The sequence below is a fragment of the Thioclava dalianensis genome, from assembly GCF_000715505.1.
Taxonomy (GTDB): domain Bacteria; phylum Pseudomonadota; class Alphaproteobacteria; order Rhodobacterales; family Rhodobacteraceae; genus Thioclava; species Thioclava dalianensis.
Genome location: NZ_JHEH01000024.1, coordinates 25192 through 45725, shown reverse-complemented (window position 1 = coordinate 45725; position 20534 = coordinate 25192). Strand labels below are relative to the sequence as shown.

Below are 20534 nucleotides of genomic sequence, written 5' to 3'. Positions count from 1 at the left end.
TGCGACCAGCATGTCATGCAACTCAGACAAAGGGAGAAGTGCGGGGGCCACGAAGGAAGGTGAGTGAACAGACGAGGGAGATGCCAGGGACCTTGGCACCCTTCTAAACTGATCGCTGATAAGACAAAACCCAGACGTCAAAGTCGCATCCACAGGATCACTACCGCGCCCATTGTCTTCGCGAAAGCGCCCACGATGCAGATGAGTACTCGAGGCGGTCAGAGCGTGGAACGAAAGGCCGGGTCGTCACGTGACACCGCAACCATCCAATCGCCCGAAATGAGAGCCCGGCTGGTCGGTTCGGTCAATACATACGACAGGACACTTGGCCATTGGTCGCCGCAACCAACTGAAAGGGCATACTGCCTGACTCGTGCAACCGTCGCTGACTTGCCCTTCCAGTGTGCATGCTATACGTCATTGACACATACGCCGCCGAAACCTATATGGAACTTAACATGACGCGATTGCAAACAGTGGTCGAACTGCCCGAATTCCAAAGGCGCGCCAAGGCAATCATGTCGGACCAGGAACGTGAGGCGGCGATCAACTTCATTGCCGCCAATCCGGAAGCGGGCATCTCTCTCGGCGGCGGGCTGCGCAAGGTCCGCATTCCGAGAGAGGGGAGCGGCAAGAGCGGCGGCTTCAGGACGGTGTATGTCTTTGGCGGGACCCATATGCCGATCTTTCTGATCACGGTCTTCGCCAAGAATGAGAAAGCCAACCTGTCAAAGACCGAACAGGCTGCTGCGGTAGAGATGAGCAAGGCGCTTGTCGCGAAATATGGAGACGCAACATGAGTGCATTTGAATCCGTATCCAAGGGCCTCGAAGAGGCTCTGGCCTTCGCGAATGGTGATTTGGCCGACGCCAAAGTGCATGAAGTGTCCGTGGCGGAGGTCGATGTCGCCGAAGTCCGGCAACGGACGGGCCTGTCCCAGGCCGAGTTTGCGAAGAGCATTGGCGTCGCGAAAGGTACGCTCCTGAACTGGGAACACGGGCGCCGGCACCCGACAGGCCCAGCACAGGTTCTGCTGGCATTGATCGCCAAGAAGCCTTCCGTCGTACAGGACCTCTTGCGCGGGGCGTGAACCGGGGCCTAAGCCCCGATCCTCTTGATGCGGATTCCGAGCTTGCGGGCCTTGTCGACGATGTTCTCGGTGATGCCCGAACCGGGCGTGGCAATCAGACCCTGCGGCATGGTCTCGAGCATCTTGTCGTTGCGCTTGAAGGGGGCGGCCTTGCCGTGGTTCTTCCAGTCGGGCTTGAAGACCACCTGGGTGACGCCACGGGTATCTGCCCAGCGGGCCGCGATCATCTCGGCGCCCTTGGGCGTGCCTCCGTGCAAGAGCACCATGTCGGGGTATTTCGCATGGGTGGCATCGAGGACGGACCAGATCAGATCGTAAGCCTGATAGTCCCCGCCCGAGAAAGCGATCCGCGTGCCTTCGGGGCAGTGTACCTCGGTCTCCTTGCGGCGCTTGGCCGAGAGATAGGCCCGGCTGTCCACCACGGCGGAGGTGAGACCGCGATGGGAGACCTTTGATCCGGTGCGGGGCAGCCAGGGTGAACCGGTGGCGGCCGAGAAGTGGTCCACGGCCAGATCGCGCATCTGTTCGAAGGCGTCACGATGGTCCCAGAGCTTGAGCCCGATCATCTGGAGGCGCTCGAGCTCGACCGAGGCGACCTCGGAGCCGTCCTGGATTGCCAGACTTTCCCGGACCTCGAATTCGTTGTCGTCGAGGAGCTTCTGGATATGGGTCAGCCGGCGATGGAAGATCGAGGTGAGGGACCAGAGCATCTCTTCGAGATTGTCTTCCAATTGGCTGCCGGTGAGGAGGCCGATGGTGGTGTCGAAGAGGGTCGCCATGGCGAGATCGACCTCATCAGGTTGGGGCAGGGGGCGGTGATCGGTCTCGCCGGGTCCCGGTGTTGCGCCGTGAAGTGCCAGGTGGTCGAGGATGGCGGAGGTGACGCCGGTTTCCTCTTGGATGTCTGTCTGATGGGGCATTGTCTGGTTCCTCTGTTTGATCTGACCCGATTTGGATGGGGCGATACCAGGACCGGCGGCGACCGGGCCGCATCCGTCAGGATCGGAGCGCAGCGGAGAATGCGCCGCGGGCCGGAAAATTGTTCCCGCGAGGAATGAGCCGAAGGCTCAGGGGAATTTTCTGGTTCGGGGCGCATTGCTGCCCGGGCGAGGGGCACTCAGCCCCGACCCGCCGGTCCATCGCTCCCCTTTTCCAAACGGGATCAGATCGAACCTGCGGACCCTTTGCCCAGTCGGACATCCCCGGGGAGGTTGGCGGTCAGCCGTCCTCGATCTCCAGACCTTGTGTTTTCATGGCCTCGAGCAGGGAGCGGCGCAGCGCATCCTTGCCAAAAGCCCGCAGATCGTCGTTGAAATCGCCCATGTTCGGCACGAGATCACCACAGGCAATTCCAATAGATTCCAATTGGTTACGAAATCTCGTTGATGCGTTACGTCCAGCTTCGTCATTGTCTCGCACGATCCAGATGCGCGTGATCCCCGGCGGCGGGATGAAGAGGCCGAGATGGGTGGCGGTGAGACAGGAGGCGAGGTCGAATTCTGGCAGGGCGGTTCCGACCGAGAGGGTGTTCTCGAGCCCTTCGCCGACGATGAGATCGCTGCGAGGTGAGCCGGACCAGAAGCGGATGGCATGGCCGTGCAGCTGCCCGAGGATCCGTTTCGGGCTCTCGATCTCGGCCAAACCGCCGGTGGACGGGTCGAGATAGACCCTTGCGCATCCGGTGATCTGACCCCGATTGTCGGTGATCTTTGCGAGTAGGGCAGGGGCCCGTTCCGGCGGATCGGCGCCGTCCTCGCCCTGCCTGAGGAAGACCCGTGGGTGATAGCGGATCGCGGGACCGAAGCGCGTGATGCCGCGCCCTTGCAGATAGGTGGCGGCGAGGGTTCCAAGGACCGGCTTGCCCGCGGCGAAAAGTTTGCGCGCCCGCGCGATGCGTTTGCTGGAGGCTGCATCCGGGCGCTCAGCCCTTTGGGTGTCTCGAGGTACGGCAGGGCAGGGAGCTTCGCCGAGAAAGGATCGGGCTGCTCTCAGCGTTTCCTTCAACGTGGTTGAACCGAGCCGCTCGTGCAGCAGGTCGATCAGGTCGCCATATTCACCCGTCGCGAAATCTTGCCAGGACCCGGCTTTACGACCACCCTGCGCCTGCAGACGGATGGCGAGGCTCTGGCCCTTTGCACCGGACGTGTCGCCGACCTGCCAATAATTACCCAGCTTGCGCCCCTCGGGGAAATACTGGCGGCAGAAACTCTCGGCATGGTCTGCCAGATCGGCCGAGAGGTCCGCGATACTGTGGCGCGCGCTCATGCGGCGGCCTCCGATGTGCCGGCGCCAACCGGATGCTCGGCAAGGATCCGTGTCAGCACCTCGATGCCGTCGACCGGAATGAACACCCGCGTCTTCCACTGGATCACTTCCGTGAAACAGCCCATTGCCTTCAGTCCGGGCAGGGCCGCGCCTGAAGCACCTATCAGCTCAAGCCTCGGCTGCCCCATGACCAGCGACCGGCGCAGCTGATAGCCGCCGAGGAGGTTCAGGGTCGTTCTGGCTTCCATCACCGCGGCGAAGACCTCCTGCGGTTTCATCTCGATCTGACAATCGAGGCCGAGCCGCGCGTAGACATTGAGAAGCTGCTCTTGGCTGACAAGACGGCCGATGGCGCGTTCCCCATCCTCGGTCTGCAGGCGGTAGATGCGCATGTTGTCAGCGGGAAGCCGATCCCAGATCGGCAGAAGGAGGCCGCAGATCAGCGTGATCTTCGAGGTGGTGAACTCCGGCACCGCGTCAACCTCGGCCTGCCAGAGCTGTTCGAACATGGCATCATCGATCTCTTCCCAGTGCGATTTCGAGAACTCGGTCAGCGCGAGGATCTCGGTGGCCATGGGCCGCAAGAGCTTCACCCGAAGGATTGGCACACCATCCTCGTCCATGAAGGCCGGCGCCTTCACCATCAGGGCCGCGCGTTTGGAGGAGGTGTTCCAGCAGAGCGTCGCACCTTTTGTATCGGAGCAGATGGCTTTGACCCGGGGCAGGGTCAGCGGATCATTGCGATCGGTGCGCTCGACGGTCAGCGCGGTCGCCGTTGCGCCCGTCGCCTCGTGCTCGAAGATCACCTTGCGATCGACGATCTCGAACTTCTCCGCGCGCAAGGTTTCGAGACCGATATCGAGCGTGCCTGCCTGGCGCGCGTCCTCGATGATTGCCGAAAGAAACCCGCCGAAGGCCTCAAAGATCGCGTCCTGCATGTCGATCCTCAGCGCAAGGCAGCGATTCAGGAACTGCTGGATCGGCGGCAGATTCTCTTTCATCGTGCCATCCACCTCATCGAGCGTCAGCCCGGTCATCTCCTGAAACTTCGCGTAGGAGCAGGCATCGATCTTGCCCGCCCGCAGCTTGTAGAAGAACTGGCGCAGCGCAGCGCGGGCGTAGGGGCTTTCGAGATTGTCCTCTGCGCGGAACATGTTCTGGCCGCCCGTCTCGCGTTGCCCCTTGGTGATCGCCCCCAGCGTGTCGAGGCGACGCGCGATGGTGGAAAGAAACCGCTTCTCCCCCTTCACATTGGTCGCAACGGGTCGAAAGAGCGGTGGTTGCGCCTGATTGGTGCGGTTGGTACGCCCCAGCCCCTGGATCGCATTGTCGGCCTTCCAGCCGGGTTCCAGGAGGTAATGCACCCGGAGGCGCTGGTTCTTTGCCCCAAGATCGGCGTGGTAGCTGCGCCCGGTGCCACCGGCATCGGAGAAGATCAGGATGCGCTTGGCTTCATCCATGAAGGCCTGCGTCTCGCCGAGGTTGGAGGAGGCGGGGCGGTTCTCGACCTTGAGCCGCCCCTCACGCGTTTTTACGATGCGCCGCTTGCGTCCGGTGACCTCGGCCACCGCCTCCCCGCCGAAATGCCAGAGGATCTGGTCGAGCGCGCCCTGCACCGGGGCGAGGGCACCCAGATGCTGGACAAGATCGTCCCGCCGCCGCTCCGCCTCGCGGCAGATGATCGGGTTGCCATCGCCATCGAGGGCAAGGCGCGAGCGCAGATCGCCGTTCTCGTCGGTGTAGGGCTCGAAGAGTTGCGTCGGGAAGGAGTGCATCAGGTAATCCATGATGTTCTCCCTGGGCGTAAAATCGACCTGCAGATCATCCCACTCCGAAGGCGGGATATCCTCGAGTCGCCGTTCCATCACCGCTTCGCTGGTCGAAACCACCTGGATCACTGCAGAATGCCCCGCCGCGAGGTCCGCCTCGATAGAGCGGATCAGCGAGGGGCATTTCATGGCGGTGATGAGATGATTGAAGAAACGCTGCTTGTTGCTCTCGAAGGCCGAGCGCGCAGCGGATTTCGCCTGAGGGTTCAGCGTACCGGTCTCGGAGGAAATACCCGAGGCCTGAAGGGCGGCCTCCAAGTTGGTGTGGATGATCTGGTAGGCGTCGGCATAGCTGTCATAGATCGCGATCTGTGCGGGCGTCAGCTCATGCACCAGCATTTCGTACTCGACCCCGGCATAGGAGAGCGAGCGTGCCAGATAAAGCCCGAGCGCCTTCAGGTCGCGCGAGATCATCTCCATGGCCGCAATTCCCCCGGCCTCCATCGCGGCGACAAACTCAGGCCTTGTCACGAAGGGAAAATCCCCGGTGCCCCAAAGGCCAAGGCGGGAAGCATAGGCGAGATTGCCGACGACCGTCGCGCCGGTGGCCGAGACGTAGAGCACCCGCGCATCCGGAACCGCGTTTTGCAACGCGAGGCCCGCAAGACCCTGCTGGGAGGCCTTTTTGTCGCCGCGGTCGGACTTTTCGCCGGCGGCATTCGCCATGGCGTGGCTTTCGTCGAAAGCGATGACCCCGTTGAACCCCTCGCCAAGCCAGGACGTCACCTGATCGAGGCGGGAGGCTTTCCCGTCGCGTTCAGCAGAACGCAGGGTGGCATAGGTGACGAAGAGGATGCCCTCTGGGAGACGGATATCGCTCCCCTGGCGGAATTTCGACAGTGGCACGATATCGATCTCGCGCCCCCCAAGCGCCATCCAGTCGCGCCGCGCATCCTCGATGAGCTTGTCGCTCTTCGAGACCCAGACCGCCCGTCGGCGTCCCTGCAGCCAGTTGTCGAGGATGATGCCCGCGACCTGCCGCCCCTTGCCGCAGCCGGTGCCGTCACCCAGGAACCAGCCCTTGCGCAGGCGAAACGCGCCTTCGTCGCCCTCGGCCGCCGCCATCAACTGGCCTTCGATCTCGCCGCGCTTGAACCAGCCCTTGAGATGCGTCTCATGCGCGTTGCCCGCATAGATGACACTTTCCAGCTGCGGCGCAGAAAGAAGGCCGTCCTGAACGAGGTTCTTCGGCAGGATGGGACGATAGGTCGGCACGGGCGGCGGCACCGAGGCCATAGCGGTGGATTGCACCAGCGCGGTCGGATGTTCCGCCGCGCCATCGATCCTGATCGCCTGAAGGTCATAGGCCTCGTAGACCGTGTCCTGCAGCGTGCCGTCGGGTTGGCTCCAAGCCTTCGGCAGGTAGTCGATCGGGGCCGTCGCGATATCGTCAAACGGGTGCCTTGCGCGTTCTTCGGCAAGGGCACGGGTTTCCTTGCGCGCGGCATTGCGCAGGGCCTGCAGGTTGGTGCGGGTCGAAGCGGTCGGAGCCGACAGGGCTGTGCTGGTTGGGCAGGGTGGAGGGCTGCGGCGCACCGGGCAATGGGTCAGAACTGACGCGAGAAGTTCACCCGTGGTCGCGCAGATCGGATGGTAGACGGCCTCGCTTTCGACCGATGCGATCTCATCAGCGCCAGTCGCACGCTTGTCGATCACCGTCAGCCGCGTGTCGATCGTGGTGCCATGCCGCGCAAAGACCTTGCCGTCGATAGCGGCGGAAAATACCACATCGGCGCTTTGTGCGATCCGCTGAAACGTCGACTGAAAGGATTTCGTCGAGTGGCGGAAGCTCTCGCCGGTGATGACGACAAGCCGCCCACCCGGCGCGAGGCGCGCCAAGGCGGAAAGCACATGTTGACTAGTCGCCTGTCGAAATCGGCCTTCGACATGGTTGGCGGCAGAGAAGGGCGGGTTCATCACAATGACCGAGGGCGTGATCGAGCGAATTAGCCGGTCATCGATCGAGGCAGCGTCGTGTTCCGTGACAACAGCCTCCGGAAACAGATGTCCCAGCAATGCGCGGCGGGTTTCCGCAAATTCGTTGAGCGCCAGCCGCGCGCCCGCAATCCGGGCGAAGATCGCCAGCATGCCGGTGCCGGCCGAAGGTTCGAGCACCAGATCGTCGACGCGAAACCCCGCAGCCTGGGCGACAATGGCCGCGAGGGGCATGGGGGTTGAGAATTGTTGCAAGCGTACGCTGTCTTCTGAACGCCGCGTGTGGGAGGGGGCCAGACCGGCGAGACGCTCGATCATGGTGAGGAAGGCGTGCGGCGAGGCGGCCTGACGTTGCATCAGCGCGCCATAGCGCGCGAGCATCAGGATCTGGGCGACCTCTGCGGCTTCGTAAGCATCCTTCCAGATCCAGGAGCCGCTGGTGTCGCTGGCACCGAAGGCTTGCTCCATCGCAGTGCGAAGGGCGGCGGCGTCGATGGACCTGCCCGCCTCGAACAGGGGGACGAGGGCTTTCGCAACCTGCATCAGGTGTTGGGCGAAGCCCGGAGCCTCTGGCAGGGCAGGGGCGTCGGGCTCGGTTGCAAGTTGGACGGAATGGGGGTGAGCGTTCATCGGCAATCTCCGGGGTTGAGGGTTGGCCCCAAGCCCCGCGCGCACTCTCTCACCCGGGAGGGGTCACCCCTCCCGCCCTGCCTCTTGCTCTTTCATGGCAATGCCCCGCTGCGTGTTTGACCGGTGTCAGAACGGCCGCAGATGCCGCGGCACATCCATGGACTGATGCAGGACCCGGATCACGAAGATCCTGTCCGGGTCCACCTCGTAGAACACGAGGTGCCGACCCGTGATCAGTTTGCGCGCACCCTGCAAGAGATCGGAACAGTCAGACCCAATTTGAGGATTGGCGATCAATCCCTGCAGGGCACGCTCGATGTCGTCGAGATAACGATCCGCCTGCGCCTCGCCCCACTGTCGGTCGGTCTCGACCCAGATGTCGAGGAGATCGGATTTTGCCGCCTGAGAGTGATGAATGTCACGCATCAGAAGCGCCAGAGCGGCTCCGCGCGTCGCGCTTGATCTCATCCATGTCAAGCGGACCGGCGTCACCGGATTGTTTGCCCTCCATCAGCGCAACGCGAAGCCGCGCCCGCTGACCTTCCTGCTCCTCCATCAGGCGCAGAGAGGCGCGGATCAACTCGCTGGTTGACCCGTAACGCCCCTCTTTAAGCATCAGGGCGATGAATTCGTCCCAATGGGGGCCAAGTGTGACGCTTGTGCTTGCCATGCTCACCTCCGTAATACGCATGAATAAGATATATGAGTATTGTGGGCGTTTCAACTCGGGGGTGGGCTTGCGCCCTGTTCCGCAGCGGCGGGTCTTTGTACCTCTCGCAAAATCAGAGGATCTACAACCGCCCGAGCCTCGGACAGGCAGTCCAGCTTATAGTGCTCGAAGAACCCCCAACAGGCGTCGATCTCTTCACCGTCACGCTCGACGACATAGCCATAAACCCGTCCGCCGAGGTAGGCATCGAAGGTGACGATCTCAGCGCGCAGAATGTCCTTGGCCTTTTCGCGCATCGCCTTGGTGACTCGCTTCGCGCCGAACTCCTTTCGAACCGTTTCGAGCGTTACGTATACGAAGCCAACTTGGCCGGAATCCCACGGACAATGGAACCCGATGGTGTTCATCGCGAGGCCGGAATGGTCGTAGAGATACACGGGCAAGATGATTGCCTTGCGCTCGGCGCGCTCGCGGAGGCGATCCAGTGAGAGATCGCTCTGATCCGAGACGCCCGCAAGATCTCGCAGGAACGCCTCGGGGCAGTCGAACCGGTGGCTGTCCCCCAGCCGGTATCGGTGGTGCCAACAGATCAGCGCTCCGAGGTTGGACCACTCCCTTGGGCTCTCAGAATCGGGGTCGTGATAGATCTTGATGACGTGGCCTTGGTAGGCCTCCTCGTAGACAGGGTCTTGCATGTCGATATCCTTTCTTGAAACGAAATCGACCCGCCAAGCCGATTGGGGCTCAGGCGGGTCGATCTGGATGGGATCAGATGGTTGGTGAATGTGCCGCCCAGTGGATCAGGCGGCGGCGCGGTTCTGGCGATGCTGGACGTGCTCGACCGAGACCTTGAGAAGCCAATCCTCAAACCCGAGAATGGTCTGGTGATAGGCCACCGCCTCGATCCAGACCGCGCGCGGATCGCTGCCGATCTGCGTCGGGTCGTTGTCGATCCGGCCATTGGCCATCCACGGCTCCGGCTGAATGCGCCCGAGCCAGTCTACCAGCGAAGGGATACGTCCCTGGCAATCTTCGCGCACATGCTGCTCGCCAATCCAGCGGATCGGGACGACCCGGCCCGCGCTGTTGGTCAGGCTGCGACCGAACACCCGCTCGGCATCATAGATCCCGACGGTATGGTGTTTTTGGGCTCTGTGAACGAAAAGGCCTAGGTGCTCTTTGGATGAGTCAAACCAGTCATGCACGAACTGATAGTCGTCTGGAACACCGCCGAATTTTCGGGCAGAGCTTTCGGCGTGGTGGAGGGGATGTGCCATGTCAGAGCCCTTCATGTTCGGTGGTATTGGTTTCGATATAGCGGTTCGAGTGGCTGACATCGATCTTGTCGGTCTCGAGCGCCCAGGTGAGTTCGCCATAGCCGCCCTCGTTGTTCTCAAACCCAGGGCTCAGCGCATAGGCAAAGTCCCAGCCGAAATCTTCGGCCCGGCGCCGCAGCTCTTCCGTCAGGGTGATCGTGTCAGGGGTCACAACGACATCCTCGACATTGCCGGAATCGCCGTAGCCTTCGTATTGCACCTCGATGTTCGTTACGCCGAGGGTGCGCAGTTCGGAAAGAAGCGCCGCGCGGGTTTCTACCCGCTGTTCGGCAGCACGCCTCTGGGATTCTAGTATCTGCGCGTAGAAATCAGTCTCTTGTGTCATGTCTTTGATCCTTTGGAATTGAGGAAAGGGGAGGGCGACCATTACGCGAGGTCGCCCAGGAAGTTTCCTGCGGGGCTTCAGGCTGCCGCCGCGCCGCGCTGCTCAGCCGTCCGGTCAACCAGGTTGAAATAGAGGTTGTCGGTCGCGCGCTTGAACCCCGGCGGTTTGCGCGGGGCGAGACAGCGCACCGAGGCGCTGCAGCTCTCGCCGTGCTCCATCGCGAACTGCGTCACCTGGTCGATCAGGTCGTCCATGCCCGCGGCTTGAATGCGCTTCTCGGGGTAGCTCGCCAGCATCTGGAACTGGGTAACAACGAAGGCGCCATCGCGATGTGCGGGATAGAGGGTGATCTGGTAGTCGAGTGTCTTGGCCATCTCTGGTCTCCTGCGGCGGGCGGGACGCGGGTATCGCGCCCCTTGGAACCCGCCAGCGCGAAAGGACCGCCCTTGGTGCAAGGACGGTCCGAGGAGATGTTGGTGAAGAGGGGCGTCAGTATTCCGACGGCAGAAGCAGGGTCAGGACCCGGCGCGTTTGTTCCGGGTCGGATGGCTCGGGCGAGCCGTACATGTAGTCGGTGTCGAACAGGTCGAGCTTGAACCAGACTGTCGTGCCATCGAGGTCGATGACCCCCATCTCGTGCCAGCCATGAGGATCGCTGTCAGCGTTGAACGCATCAAACGAAGCAACGCGGCGGGTGAGAACAAGCTGGGCTTCAGGCCCAAGTGCTGAAACGCCGCGCGTCATGACGAACTGGCCCTGCGGCGCATCGACGGAGGGGGTGGTCCCGAGGATGGAGCGGCGAAAGGCATCATTATGAGCGGCAATCAGTGCGGCTTCCTTGACGGGATCGAGATCGAGTGTGGTGGTCATGGGATATCTCCGGGACGGGCCAGCCGATCCGACACCGGCTGCGTGAAACCCGTCAGCGGGAAAGGGCCGCCCTCTGCGCGAGGGCGGCCCAAAGTTCATGTCGTGATCAGATCGGTCTTCGCCGCGTCAGGCCGCATCCTCGCTCAGGAAGGCGGGCAAGGACGACGGTTCATCGCTCTCGGCGTCGGTCAGAGAATCTTCGGCGGACAAATCCCCCTCCTCGGCCTCCGGCGCATCGTTGCCCAAGTCGGCACCGGCCTCCGTCGCACCGGCAAACAGCAGCCCGTCAGGCAGCCAGCGCGTCGTCCTGGCAACCGTTGCGGCGTCGAAGCCTTCCGTCTCGCCGGCCGTTTCCGCGAAAGCCCGTTCCATCGCGGCTGCGATATCGCCCTTGCGCTCGCGATTGCGATCCTCGGCGTAATCGTCACCAATCAGTTTGCGCGCCGTGGCCACGGCATGGCCCTTGTTGACCCGACCCCAGTAGTTCTGCGCGGTCGGGCGCCAGCATGCCGCCACATCGACGTCAAGCCGCCCGCCGATCTCCTCGATGATCGGGGAGGGGCGATTGTCGGAGGAAAGCTGCGGCTTGACTGCCAGACCCGTCGCCCAGGCGAAAAGCGCTTGCTTGTCGGCAAGAGGCAGCGCCGACATCGCCTGGAAGTCCTCTGGTTTCTCCAAGGTCATCCAGTCGGTGGCGAGGTCCTGTTCCAGCGCCTCGAGCATTTTCTGGGCGACGGTATCCGCATGCAGTACCTCGCGGTTTTGCGCCTGGAAGGGCCGGATCGAGATGTCGAGCGCCTCGTTGTTGTAGGACCGCCCCAATGCTTGTTCGCAGAGCGCGTAGAGCATCGCATCGAACGCCACCTCGAAATCCGCCGCCAGATGTGCCCGCAGAATGTGCTGGCGCGTGGCCCGGAGATCGTCGGCCAGGCTCGCCGAAATACCGTCCGCCTTGCGCAAAGTCGCGGCCGGATCGGAAGTCGGCACCGGTGTCGAGGAGGTCGGCGGCGTCACGTGCGGGCGGGCAGGGGATGGGGCATCACCCGCATCCGTGGTGACCTCTTCGGGCTCGGGTGCCGCAGGAATATCTTCGGGACGCACGAGGCCTTTCTCGACGCGCAGTGCCCCGCCATGACCGATGGTCAGAACCACACCGGCGATGGCGCGATCAGCGTCTGCAAAAGGCTGCCGCTCTCGCTGCAAGGCCTCAATCTCGCGCAGGCGCGGCTCGATCGCGTAGTATTCTTCCGTTTCAGCGTCGGTCCAATCCTCGCCGTCATTCTGCGCCGCCAGTTCTTCCTCGCGTGCGATAAGACTTTCCTCCTCGGCTAGCAGGTCCGGATCAGGGTCGATATCCTGCGGATAGACCCGCCCGAAACTGCGAAATGCGCCGTAGTCGACCGAGAGGTGAACCTCGACCCATTTCCACGTCCCTTCAAAAGTCTTGGCCGCAGCCTGCAGCTTCTCGATGGCGAGGCGCTCGAGGAGCTCGGGGTTTTCCATATGGGCGCTGGCCCGATCGTCAAAGAGATCGCGCAGCAGAACCCCGCCCGCCGCCTCATAGGCCTCGATGCCGACAAAGCGCCCCAGGGCGGAGTTCGCCGAATGCGCAGTCTCGGTCAGCTGACGTTTGATGCTCTGGGGATGGATGTGATAACCACCCTTCACCGCGTTCCAGACCGCCAGCTGGCGATCATGATCGTCTGTCAGCGTGAAGGCCATGACGCATTCGAGGGTAAGGCCACCCGCACGGAACTGTTCGATGATCTCGGGCGCGACACGGGCGAGTTTGAGGCGGCGGCGCACCAGGTCGACGGAGACACCGAATTTCAGCGCGATCTCGTCCTCGGTGCGACCCTCACCGATCAGCGCCTCAAAAGCCTCGAACTGGTCTGCTGGGTGCATCGCAGCGCGCTGGAGGTTCTCCGTGGCAGAGGTGAGGATGGCGTTGCGCTCGTCCTCGACGAGGCAAGGCACCGGGTGGTCTGAGGGGATCACGCCGTCTTCGGCAAGCTGCTTCAGCGCCTTGAGGCGACGGCCGCCGGCATCGACCGCAAATCGTGTCTCTGACAACACATGAACCACCAGGTTCTGCTTAATGCCTGTCTCGCGGATGCTGGCGAGCAGTTCAGCGTCGTCGCTGGCACTTGCCGCAACTTTTCGAACGTTGAGAGGGCTCGGTTCCAGTTGATCGAGCGGGATTAGACGGATGTCGGTAGCGCCGTCAGTCGCGGTCGATCCGGCGGCTCCGGTTTTCTTCGCGGTGGCGGGTTTCGGGCGGGTTGAGGTCTTGGCCATGGTCAGGGTCCTTGTCACGCCGGACCCGGATGAGACTCTCTCTATCCTTTCAAGCCCGGCACCCGGGCTTCCCTTTCTCTGGCTCTATTCCAATTGCGGATCACCTTGCCACCAGGACCACGGGCCGAACTGCGTGAAGGCGAGGTCCTCGACGATTGGCGGAAAGCAGAGGCGGGTCATGCCGCGCGTCTTGCCCGTGTGGCCGGTCGCGTCGGCGCGCTGGACGACCGCCTGAAGCGCAGCCCGGAAGGATGGCGGCACAGGCTTGCCCTGATCGAGGCTGCCGACCTCAGCTGGTTCGCGGGTGACCGCATTGGCCCGGATCGCATTGCTATTTGGATATCCATGCGCCTGTCAGGCGTTCAAGAGGACCCCGCAGCACTGGCGCGTGTCGGTTGGGCGGTACGTCGTCTGACAGGGGGACCAGGCCCAAAGGTGGACCTTTCTGCCTTCCTCGATCGTCGCGATCCCAAGAACATGGTCGATGACGCCGAGCCTTTCGCGGATCGCGCGGGCGGTTGGCTGAACCTGATGGCGCAAGCCGCCGAGCTGCACCCGATAACCCGTGCCTGCGCGGGTTATCACCTCTGGAGCCTTGCGGGCCTTGGGCAGCAGGGCGATCGAATGGAAGCGGCAGTCACAGCCGCGCGGATTGTGGCCAGCGAGGGCGGGGGCGCCGTCTTTGCACCTCTGGCTATGGGCGGGGCAGGGGGGCTGCGCGCCAGCGGCCCACCCGCTGACCGTCTGGCGCGCTGGCTTGACGGGATGGAGACCGCATGCCTGACCGCAATGCGGCACCTTGACGATATCGAGGCATGGTCAGCGCGGGCAGAAACCGAGATGACCGCGCTCTCGGGAAAGACTCCGCGCGCCTTGCGCGCTGTGCTTACCGAATGGCCCCTTGTCTCTGCCCCGATGGGCGAGGTCCTGACCAACGCTAGCCGTGCCGCCGTTCAACGCAATATTGCCTGGATGGAAGCGCGAGGCCTTATCCGCGAGGTGACCGGCCAGGGGCGATTCAAGATATGGGTAGCGGCACGATCTTGAATCTTCCAGTTCGATGCATGGGAGCTTCAAGAGTTCGGGAAGTTCGTGTCATAGTTTTCAGTTTCCAGAAATCGCGTCGAGCACCGGACAGTTGGGGACTTCGGCGCCAGAACACCTGGATGCCGTTGCAGCGAGGACGGATTCGATCCGCCGGAGATCCGAGATCTTCGCCCGCACGTCCGCAAGGTGACGTTCTGTCCGCTCCTTGACCTCGGCGCAGGTCGGCGCGGCACCATCGTTGAGCCCCATCAGCCCGCGAATGTCCTCCATCGAGAACCCGAGCTCGCGGGCGCGCAGGATGAAGCGAAGGCGCGTGGCGTGTGCGGCGGAATATATCCGGTAGCCTGCGGCGCTGCGCGGCGGGTCGGGCAGCAGGCCGGTTTTCTCGTAATAGCGGATCGTCTCGATGTTGCATCCGGTCGCCCGGGCCAGGTCGCCGCGTGTTAAGCTGCTCTCGCTTTCGTGATCGATCATGGGGGTTTTCCTCTTGAGCCTGTAGCTACTACAGACCCTACACCCATCGTCAACCACAGACGAAAGGTGCGCGACATGGCGCTGACAGACGACAGAACTGACACCTCAGCAGCGGATCGCCCCGCCCGAAAGGGCTAGCTTGCGGCGGGCGGGGTGATGGGCGCCTTTCTCGCCTCGGCCTGCTGTGTCGGACCATTGGTGCTGCTGACCCTCGGCATCTCGGGGGCCTGGATCGGCAACCTGACGGCGCTGGAGCCCTTCAAGCCGATCTTCGCCGTGATTGCGCTCGGCTTCATCGGGGCGGGATTCCGGCAGGTCTATTTCCGCAAACCGACCGTCTGCGAGCCCGGTTCCTACTGCGCGCGCCCATCCTCGGCGCGCATCACCAAGTCCGCTCTCTGGACCTCCCTGATCCTCGTCCTCGCTGCACTCACCATCGACTGGTGGGCTCCGCTTCTCTACTGATCTCGAAAGGACACCCTCATGAAGACGATCCTTGCCCTTGTTCTGTTCGGCCTGACCGCCACAGCACCCATCACGGCCATCCCTGCCGTCGCGCAAACCGTCGCCGCCGAGCAGACCCTCACCTTCGCGGTGGACAATATGACCTGTGCGCTGTGTCCGGTCACCGTGAAGCGCGCGATGGAGGGCGTCGAAGGCGTGCACGCGGTCGAGATCGACTTCGAGGCGCGCACCGCTACTGTCGTCTTCGACACCGCCGCGACCAGCGCCGAGGCGATCGCGACCGCGTCGGCCAATGCAGGCTACCCGGCGCGCGTCTCGGGTTGACGGGATGACCGAGCGGACAGACCGCAAGCTGATTGCAACAGGTGTCGTCGGCACCGTCATCGCAGCGCTCTGCTGCTTCACGCCGATCCTGGTCGTTCTTCTCGGCGCCGTGGGCCTGTCGGCCTGGCTGGGTTGGCTCGACTATGTGCTGCTGCCCGCGCTGGCGTTTTTTATCGGCCTGACCATCTAGGGGTCTGATGCCGGAGGGGGCAAAATAGTACGCTCTCATGAGCGTTTTTGATTTTCCCGGCATCAGACCCCCCGAAGCTGGACCTCGATGTCTACCCCTACGTGCCTCGGGCGAACGTCGAGACCACGTCCGCGGCCAGCTACATGTCCCTGCTGTCGGAGGATGCAGCATGACCGTGGCCCCGAAGATCCTGCTCGCGGATCATCTCAAGACGCTGAAGCTGCCCACCTTCCTTCGGGAATACGACAAGCTTGCCCGCCAATGCGCCGCCGAGGGTCGGGATCACGTCCAGTTCCTGGCGCGTCTCGTCGAGCTGGAACTGATCGACCGCGAGCGTAGGATGATCGAACGGCGGATCAAGGCTGCGAAGTTCCCAGCCACAAAGAGCCTCGACAGCTTCGACTTCAAGGCGATCCCGAAGCTCAACAAGATGCAGGTGCTGGAACTTGCCCGCTGCGAATGGATCGACCGACGCGAGAACGTCATCGCCTTGGGGCCCAGCGGCACAGGCAAGACCCATATTGCCCTCGGGCTGGGGCTGGCCGCCTGCCAGAAGGGGCTGCCGGTCAGCTTCATCACCGCCGCCGCGCTGGTCAACGAACTGATGGAGGCCCGCGACGAACGTCGCCTGCTCTGCCTGCAAAAGCAGCTGGCCGCCGTCAAGCTGCTCATCATCGACGAGTTGGGCTTCGTGCCGCTCTCCAAGACCGGTGCCGAGCTACTGTTCGAGGTGATCTCGCAGCGCTATGAGCGCGGGGCCACGCTGATCACCAGCAACCTGCCGTTCGACGAATGGACCGAGACCTTCGGCACCGAACGCTTGACTGGCGCACTGCTCGATCGACTGACGCATCACGTCAACATCCTCGAGATGAACGGCGACAGCTATCGGCTCGCCCAAAGCCGCGCCCGAAAGGCCGAAGCCCCAACCTGATCATCCGCCACAGGATTGGCCCTGCGGGCCAAGCGCCATGGCACGCGCCAGCTATGTGACAAGCGCGCGCGCCATGGCGCCTGGCGCCCGTCATTGGCCTGATTTTGCGCCGCCACGTGGCTGGTTTTTACTCCGCCGTTGACACGCGCTCCCCGAAAGGTTGCAACAACTGGCAGGAGATGGTGAAAGGGTCACCCTGATCGCTTCTTGAACCTGATGTGTGGACCGGCGCGGCGAAAGCCGATGCCTTGGAGCCAATGAGGAAGAAGCGCGCGGAAATCCATCGGGGCTCGCGGCGACGAAACATCGGGCCGCTCAAGGAAGCCGGATATACGTCTGCAATCGTGATCGCCGAACCAGACCAAGTTAGCCTGTTGCAATCAGGCGGGGTCCATATACGTCCACAAATGACAGTGCCAAGAGATCTCGTTTAGGATCCACCACGCCCAGTTGTTGTTTGCCTTTGATATCCTTTGGCATCAAGTTTCAGCGTGCGTGACAAGCCTGCCTTGACGCGTCTCAGTGGGATTGAGCTTTCAATAGATGCTACACCTGAAACTTTGGTGAAGGTGCTGGTTAGGAAGCGTTCAAAATCGGAAGGCCCGCGCGTTGCAATGCGCAGCAGATAGTCGCGGTTGCCGGTCATCAGCCAACAATCGACAACTTCAGGAAAGCTGCACACCGCGGCTTCGAAGCTGGCCAGTGCGTCGTCCACTTGACGGTCAAGTTTGACCGAGACAAACACGGAAAATTCATAACCCAAAGCAGTTTCGTCGATCAGCGCAGCATAGCCTGTGATCACGCCCGCATTCTCTAAAATGCGCAGCCTGCGGGCCACCGGGGATGGACTAAGTCCGACGGCTTCGGCCAGTTCGTTGATTGTGGCACGTCCGTTACGCTGCAGGACATGCAGAATACCCACATCGTAAGAATCAAGGTTGGTGCTAATCATCAAGTTTTTCCGAAATAGTGGCTACTGTCACCACATAACACATAAAATCTTCGTAAAATAGGCGAGAAGCGTCAGACTATTGTTGCTAGTCTCGCAACACTTCAAGCTTTGAATGCGAGGGCCGAAAATGACATCTGACACAGTCCATCTCAAAACGCTTCAGGACCGTTTGTTGTGGTTGTCGCATTGGATGATTCATCACGCCAACCACATCCGGCCAAAGGTAGACGGAATCAAGGTTGGTGGCCATCAAGCCAGCTCGGCCTCGATGGTGTCGATCATGACGGCGCTATACTTTTCCGCGCTGCGACCCGAAGATCGCGTAGCGGTAAAGCCGCACGCCTCGCCGATCTTTCATGCCATGCAATACCTGATGGGTCATCAAACGCTTGATAAGATGAAGAACTTTCGCGGGTTCGAGGGCGTGCAAAGCTATCCCAGCCGCACCAAGGATGTGGACGACGTGGATTATTCGACCGGCTCTGTAGGGTTGGGCGTGGCGATTACCGCTTTCGGGTCGATCGTACAGGATTACTTGATGGCCAAAGACTGGAGCAGCGACCTGGCTGCTGGCCGCCATGTGGCGCTGGTCGGCGATGCCGAACTGGACGAAGGTAATATCTATGAAGCGTTGCAAGAGGGCTGGAAGAACGATCTGCGCAACTGCTGGTGGATCATCGACTACAACCGCCAGTCATTAGACGGTGTGGTGCGCGAAGGCCTGTTTTCGCGAGTAGAAAAAATCTTCGAAGCTTTCAGCTGGAATGTCATTCGCGTGAAGTACGGCGCTCTGCAGCGCGCGGCCTTTGAAGAAGAGGGTGGCAACGCCCTGCGCGATTGGATCGACGCCTGCCCGAACCAGCAATATTCCGCCCTGACCTATCAGGGCGGCGCGGTCTGGCGCAAACGGTTGATGGATGATCTTGGTGATCAGGGGCCGGTGACGGCGCTGATCGGCAAGCGCAATGATACGGAACTCGCGGCGCTGATGGAGAATCTTGGCGGCAACTGTGTCGAGACCATGGCCGAGGTGTTTGCCAATGTCACCGACGACCGTCCCACATGTTTTCTTGCTTATACGATCAAGGGCTGGGGCACACCCATTGCGGGCCACAAGGACAACCACGGTGGCTTAATGACCAAGAACCAGATGGCCGACTGGCAACAACATATGGGCGTGCCGGCGGGGCAGGAGTGGGACAAGTTCGCCACCGTGCCAGACGCCGCCGCGCTGCAAAAGTTCCTCGACAAGGTGCCCTTTTTTGCCAAAGGTCGTCGCCGCTTCACCGACGCGGTATTGCCGGTTCCCGAGATTGCCCTGTCATCTGACCGCGAGATATCGACACAGATGGCATTCGGCAAGATCCTTGATGATTTGTCCAAAGGCGACAGCCTTATGGCGGAGCGCATCGTGACGATGTCGCCCGACGTGACCGGCACCACCAATCTCGGCCCCTGGGTGAACCGGCGCAAGCTGTTTGCCCGCACTGAGCAGGCCGATGCCTTTATCGAGCATCGCATCCCCTCAACCGCGAAATGGGAATTCACGCCGAAAGGTCAACACATCGAACTTGGCATCGCCGAGATGAACCTGTTTCTGTTGCTGGCGGCGGCGGGGCTGTCGCATTCACTGTTCGGCAAGCGGCTGATCCCGATCGGGACACTCTACGATCCTTTCGTGGCGCGCGGGCTCGATGCTTTGAACTACGCTTGCTATCAGGACGCGCGGTTCATGGTGGTAGGTACGCCCTCGGGCGTTACGCTGGCACCCGAAGGCGGTGCGCATCAATCTATCGGCACACCCTTGATCGGGATGAGCCAAGACGGACTGGCCGCCTTTGAGCCCGCCTTTGCCGATGAATTGGCAGTTATCATGGAGTGGGCCTTAGGCTATCTCCAGCGGGACGGTTCAGGCAATCCTGACGAGCGCACCTGGCTGCGCGATGAAGCCGGCGGCTCCGTCTATCTGCGGCTCTCGACGAACCCGGTGGAACAGCCCGGCAAGCGCCCGAATGGGGATTGGCAGCAAGGAACTATAGACGGCGCTTATTGGTTGCGTCGGCCCGGACCCAACTGCGAGGTGGTGATCGCTTATCAAGGTGTCATTGCGCCCGAAGCGATCCGCGCCGCAGGCGCGATGGCCGATGCGAGGCGTGACATCGGCGTGCTGGCCGTTACCTCGGCGGATCGGCTGAGCGCGGGCTGGACGGCGGCACAGCGCGCTCGGGCACGTGGCCAGCAGGGCGCGACTAGTCATGTTGAACGCCTCTTGCAAGATTTGCCGCCGCATTGCCGCCTTCTCACGGTAATTGACGGACACCCCGCGACATTGTCATGGCTCGGTGCGGTTCAGGGCCACCAGACGATTCCGTTGGGTGTGGAACGCTTTGGGCAGACTGGGACTATTGGCGAGCTGTACCAATACTACAAAATTGATGCGCAAAGTATGATAGAGAAGATCAATGGCTTGACAACAGGGCGCAAGATTGCCGTTGTTTAAGGAACGTCTGAAAAACCCACCACTTTTGGCGTGATCTGGTAGACTTGGGTGTCCCTGCAAGGAGTCCTTGCGATGCCGAAACAGCCCGCTCTTCCCGGCCTGCGCGACGCCATGAAGAAGAAACGGACGCGGCGGGAGTTGTTCTTGGCGGAGATGGATGCGGTGGTGCCGTGGGTTCGGCTGCTTGCGCTGATCGTGCCGCACTATCCCAAGGCCGGGCCAAAGGGCGGTCGGCCACCGATGGCTCTGGAGGTGATGCTGCGGGTCTATTTCCTTCGGAACTGGTATGCTCTGAGCGACCCGATGGCCGAGGAGACCCTCTACGACAGCCAGGCGATGCGCCGCTTTGCCGGGATCGAACTGGGCGATGACCGCATTCCGGATGAGACCCACCAGCTT

At 62.0% G+C, this 20534-nt stretch carries 21 protein-coding genes and 1 pseudogene; 9 read left to right on the top strand and 13 right to left on the bottom strand.

The window, feature by feature from the left end:
• Positions 1 to 458: 458 nt before the first annotated feature.
• Together DL1_RS15615 and DL1_RS15610 are read left to right on the top strand one after the other, a co-directional pair.
• Entirely contained in the window at positions 459 to 800 is a 342-nt protein-coding gene (locus DL1_RS15615; RefSeq protein WP_038068091.1) for a type II toxin-antitoxin system RelE/ParE family toxin, read from the top strand.
• Positions 797 to 1090 (top strand): helix-turn-helix domain-containing protein, encoded by a 294-nt coding sequence (locus DL1_RS15610; protein ID WP_038068090.1) that lies wholly within the window; start codon positions 797 to 799, stop codon positions 1088 to 1090. The genes DL1_RS15615 and DL1_RS15610 overlap by 4 nt, the downstream gene beginning before the upstream one ends.
• 8 nt (positions 1091 to 1098) lie before the next feature.
• Here DL1_RS15610 and DL1_RS15605 read toward each other — a convergent pair whose 3' ends face one another.
• From DL1_RS15605 to DL1_RS15555, 11 genes are all read right to left on the bottom strand, one after another.
• Positions 1099 to 2010 (bottom strand): DUF2493 domain-containing protein, encoded by a 912-nt coding sequence (locus tag DL1_RS15605; RefSeq protein WP_038068089.1) that lies wholly within the window; start codon positions 2008 to 2010, stop codon positions 1099 to 1101.
• Positions 2011 to 2308: 298 nt separating this feature from the next.
• A complete protein-coding gene (locus DL1_RS15600) occupies positions 2309 to 3355 on the bottom strand; it encodes a DUF7146 domain-containing protein (protein WP_038068088.1) in 1047 nt (348 codons plus the stop codon).
• Positions 3352 to 7749, bottom strand: a complete 4398-nt coding sequence (locus DL1_RS15595) for a strawberry notch-like NTP hydrolase domain-containing protein (protein WP_038068087.1) — start codon at positions 7747 to 7749, stop codon at positions 3352 to 3354. The genes DL1_RS15600 and DL1_RS15595 overlap by 4 nt, the downstream gene beginning before the upstream one ends.
• 126 nt (positions 7750 to 7875) lie before the next feature.
• On the bottom strand, positions 7876 to 8175 hold the full coding sequence (locus DL1_RS15590; RefSeq protein ID WP_038068086.1) for a type II toxin-antitoxin system RelE/ParE family toxin: 300 nt from the start codon (positions 8173 to 8175) through the stop codon (positions 7876 to 7878).
• Entirely contained in the window at positions 8168 to 8419 is a 252-nt protein-coding gene (locus DL1_RS15585) for a type II toxin-antitoxin system ParD family antitoxin (protein ID WP_009827037.1), read from the bottom strand. Before DL1_RS15585 ends, DL1_RS15590 begins: the two co-directional genes overlap by 8 nt.
• Before the next feature lie 50 nt (positions 8420 to 8469).
• Positions 8470 to 9114, bottom strand: coding sequence for a hypothetical protein (locus DL1_RS15580; protein ID WP_038068083.1), 645 nt, complete (start codon positions 9112 to 9114; stop codon positions 8470 to 8472).
• Positions 9115 to 9219: 105 nt separating this feature from the next.
• Positions 9220 to 9696, bottom strand: a complete 477-nt coding sequence (locus DL1_RS15575; protein ID WP_038068081.1) for a DUF6915 family protein — start codon at positions 9694 to 9696, stop codon at positions 9220 to 9222.
• A gap of 1 nt (position 9697) precedes the next feature.
• Complete coding sequence (locus DL1_RS15570) at positions 9698 to 10081, bottom strand: DUF6878 family protein (protein ID WP_038068105.1); 384 nt, start codon at positions 10079 to 10081, stop codon at positions 9698 to 9700.
• A 77-nt stretch (positions 10082 to 10158) separates the two neighbouring features.
• Positions 10159 to 10455, bottom strand: a complete 297-nt coding sequence (locus DL1_RS15565; RefSeq protein WP_038068079.1) for a hypothetical protein — start codon at positions 10453 to 10455, stop codon at positions 10159 to 10161.
• A 115-nt stretch (positions 10456 to 10570) separates the two neighbouring features.
• Complete coding sequence (locus tag DL1_RS15560) at positions 10571 to 10951, bottom strand: DUF3768 domain-containing protein (RefSeq protein WP_038068078.1); 381 nt, start codon at positions 10949 to 10951, stop codon at positions 10571 to 10573.
• Positions 10952 to 11077: 126 nt separating this feature from the next.
• On the bottom strand, positions 11078 to 13249 hold the full coding sequence (locus DL1_RS15555; RefSeq protein WP_038068076.1) for a ParB/RepB/Spo0J family partition protein: 2172 nt from the start codon (positions 13247 to 13249) through the stop codon (positions 11078 to 11080).
• 105 nt (positions 13250 to 13354) lie between these two features.
• Here DL1_RS15555 and DL1_RS15550 point away from each other — a divergent pair, with 105 nt between their 5' ends.
• Positions 13355 to 14296 (top strand): hypothetical protein, encoded by a 942-nt coding sequence (locus DL1_RS15550; protein WP_245739654.1) that lies wholly within the window; start codon positions 13355 to 13357, stop codon positions 14294 to 14296.
• Between the two features lie 57 nt (positions 14297 to 14353).
• Here DL1_RS15550 and DL1_RS15545 read toward each other — a convergent pair whose 3' ends face one another.
• Positions 14354 to 14770 (bottom strand): MerR family transcriptional regulator, encoded by a 417-nt coding sequence (locus tag DL1_RS15545; protein ID WP_038068073.1) that lies wholly within the window; start codon positions 14768 to 14770, stop codon positions 14354 to 14356.
• Positions 14771 to 14926: 156 nt separating this feature from the next.
• Between DL1_RS15545 and DL1_RS15540 the strand changes: the two genes are divergently transcribed.
• The 4 genes from DL1_RS15540 (at position 14927) to istB (ending at position 16683) form a co-directional block, all read left to right on the top strand.
• On the top strand, positions 14927 to 15235 hold the full coding sequence (locus DL1_RS15540) for a mercuric transporter MerT family protein (protein ID WP_236016736.1): 309 nt from the start codon (positions 14927 to 14929) through the stop codon (positions 15233 to 15235).
• A gap of 18 nt (positions 15236 to 15253) precedes the next feature.
• Entirely contained in the window at positions 15254 to 15559 is a 306-nt protein-coding gene (locus DL1_RS15535) for a heavy-metal-associated domain-containing protein (protein ID WP_038068071.1), read from the top strand.
• A 4-nt stretch (positions 15560 to 15563) separates the two neighbouring features.
• Entirely contained in the window at positions 15564 to 15749 is a 186-nt protein-coding gene (gene merF, locus DL1_RS15530; RefSeq protein ID WP_107817721.1) for a mercury resistance system transport protein MerF, read from the top strand.
• Between the two features lie 169 nt (positions 15750 to 15918).
• Positions 15919 to 16683: an IS21-like element helper ATPase IstB gene (istB, locus tag DL1_RS15525; RefSeq protein WP_038068069.1), complete on the top strand. Its 765-nt coding sequence runs from the start codon at positions 15919 to 15921 to the stop codon at positions 16681 to 16683.
• Positions 16684 to 17113: 430 nt separating this feature from the next.
• On the opposite strand, the gene DL1_RS15520 is transcribed toward istB, so the two are convergent.
• A complete protein-coding gene (locus DL1_RS15520) occupies positions 17114 to 17632 on the bottom strand; it encodes an Lrp/AsnC family transcriptional regulator (RefSeq protein WP_419247628.1) in 519 nt (172 codons plus the stop codon).
• A 130-nt stretch (positions 17633 to 17762) separates the two neighbouring features.
• On the opposite strand from DL1_RS15520, the gene DL1_RS15515 reads away from it, so the two are divergent.
• Together DL1_RS15515 and DL1_RS15510 are read left to right on the top strand one after the other, a co-directional pair.
• Complete coding sequence (locus DL1_RS15515) at positions 17763 to 20135, top strand: 1-deoxy-D-xylulose-5-phosphate synthase N-terminal domain-containing protein (protein ID WP_038068067.1); 2373 nt, start codon at positions 17763 to 17765, stop codon at positions 20133 to 20135.
• Between the two features lie 72 nt (positions 20136 to 20207).
• Positions 20208 to 20525: pseudogene (locus DL1_RS15510) on the top strand (transposase); the annotation flags it as partial.
• Positions 20526 to 20534 lie beyond the last annotated feature (9 nt).

Coding starts and splice junctions, on each gene's coding strand:
- DL1_RS15570 (WP_038068105.1), bottom strand. CDS start 10,081: ATGACACAAGAGACTGATTTCTACGCGCAGATACTAGAATCCCAGAGG.
- DL1_RS15535 (WP_038068071.1), top strand. CDS start 15,254: ATGAAGACGATCCTTGCCCTTGTTCTGTTCGGCCTGACCGCCACAGCA.
- DL1_RS15515 (WP_038068067.1), top strand. CDS start 17,763: ATGACATCTGACACAGTCCATCTCAAAACGCTTCAGGACCGTTTGTTG.
- DL1_RS15610 (WP_038068090.1), top strand. CDS start 797: ATGAGTGCATTTGAATCCGTATCCAAGGGCCTCGAAGAGGCTCTGGCC.
- DL1_RS15600 (WP_038068088.1), bottom strand. CDS start 3,355: ATGAGCGCGCGCCACAGTATCGCGGACCTCTCGGCCGATCTGGCAGAC.
- DL1_RS15605 (WP_038068089.1), bottom strand. CDS start 2,010: ATGCCCCATCAGACAGACATCCAAGAGGAAACCGGCGTCACCTCCGCC.
- DL1_RS15595 (WP_038068087.1), bottom strand. CDS start 7,749: ATGAACGCTCACCCCCATTCCGTCCAACTTGCAACCGAGCCCGACGCC.
- DL1_RS15545 (WP_038068073.1), bottom strand. CDS start 14,770: ATGATCGATCACGAAAGCGAGAGCAGCTTAACACGCGGCGACCTGGCC.
- merF (WP_107817721.1), top strand. CDS start 15,564: ATGACCGAGCGGACAGACCGCAAGCTGATTGCAACAGGTGTCGTCGGC.
- DL1_RS15555 (WP_038068076.1), bottom strand. CDS start 13,249: ATGGCCAAGACCTCAACCCGCCCGAAACCCGCCACCGCGAAGAAAACC.
- DL1_RS15565 (WP_038068079.1), bottom strand. CDS start 10,455: ATGGCCAAGACACTCGACTACCAGATCACCCTCTATCCCGCACATCGC.
- DL1_RS15615 (WP_038068091.1), top strand. CDS start 459: ATGACGCGATTGCAAACAGTGGTCGAACTGCCCGAATTCCAAAGGCGC.
- istB (WP_038068069.1), top strand. CDS start 15,919: ATGACCGTGGCCCCGAAGATCCTGCTCGCGGATCATCTCAAGACGCTG.
- DL1_RS15540 (WP_236016736.1), top strand. CDS start 14,927: ATGGGCGCCTTTCTCGCCTCGGCCTGCTGTGTCGGACCATTGGTGCTG.
- DL1_RS15590 (WP_038068086.1), bottom strand. CDS start 8,175: ATGCGTGACATTCATCACTCTCAGGCGGCAAAATCCGATCTCCTCGAC.
- DL1_RS15575 (WP_038068081.1), bottom strand. CDS start 9,696: ATGGCACATCCCCTCCACCACGCCGAAAGCTCTGCCCGAAAATTCGGC.
- DL1_RS15560 (WP_038068078.1), bottom strand. CDS start 10,951: ATGACCACCACACTCGATCTCGATCCCGTCAAGGAAGCCGCACTGATT.
- DL1_RS15580 (WP_038068083.1), bottom strand. CDS start 9,114: ATGCAAGACCCTGTCTACGAGGAGGCCTACCAAGGCCACGTCATCAAG.
- DL1_RS15585 (WP_009827037.1), bottom strand. CDS start 8,419: ATGGCAAGCACAAGCGTCACACTTGGCCCCCATTGGGACGAATTCATC.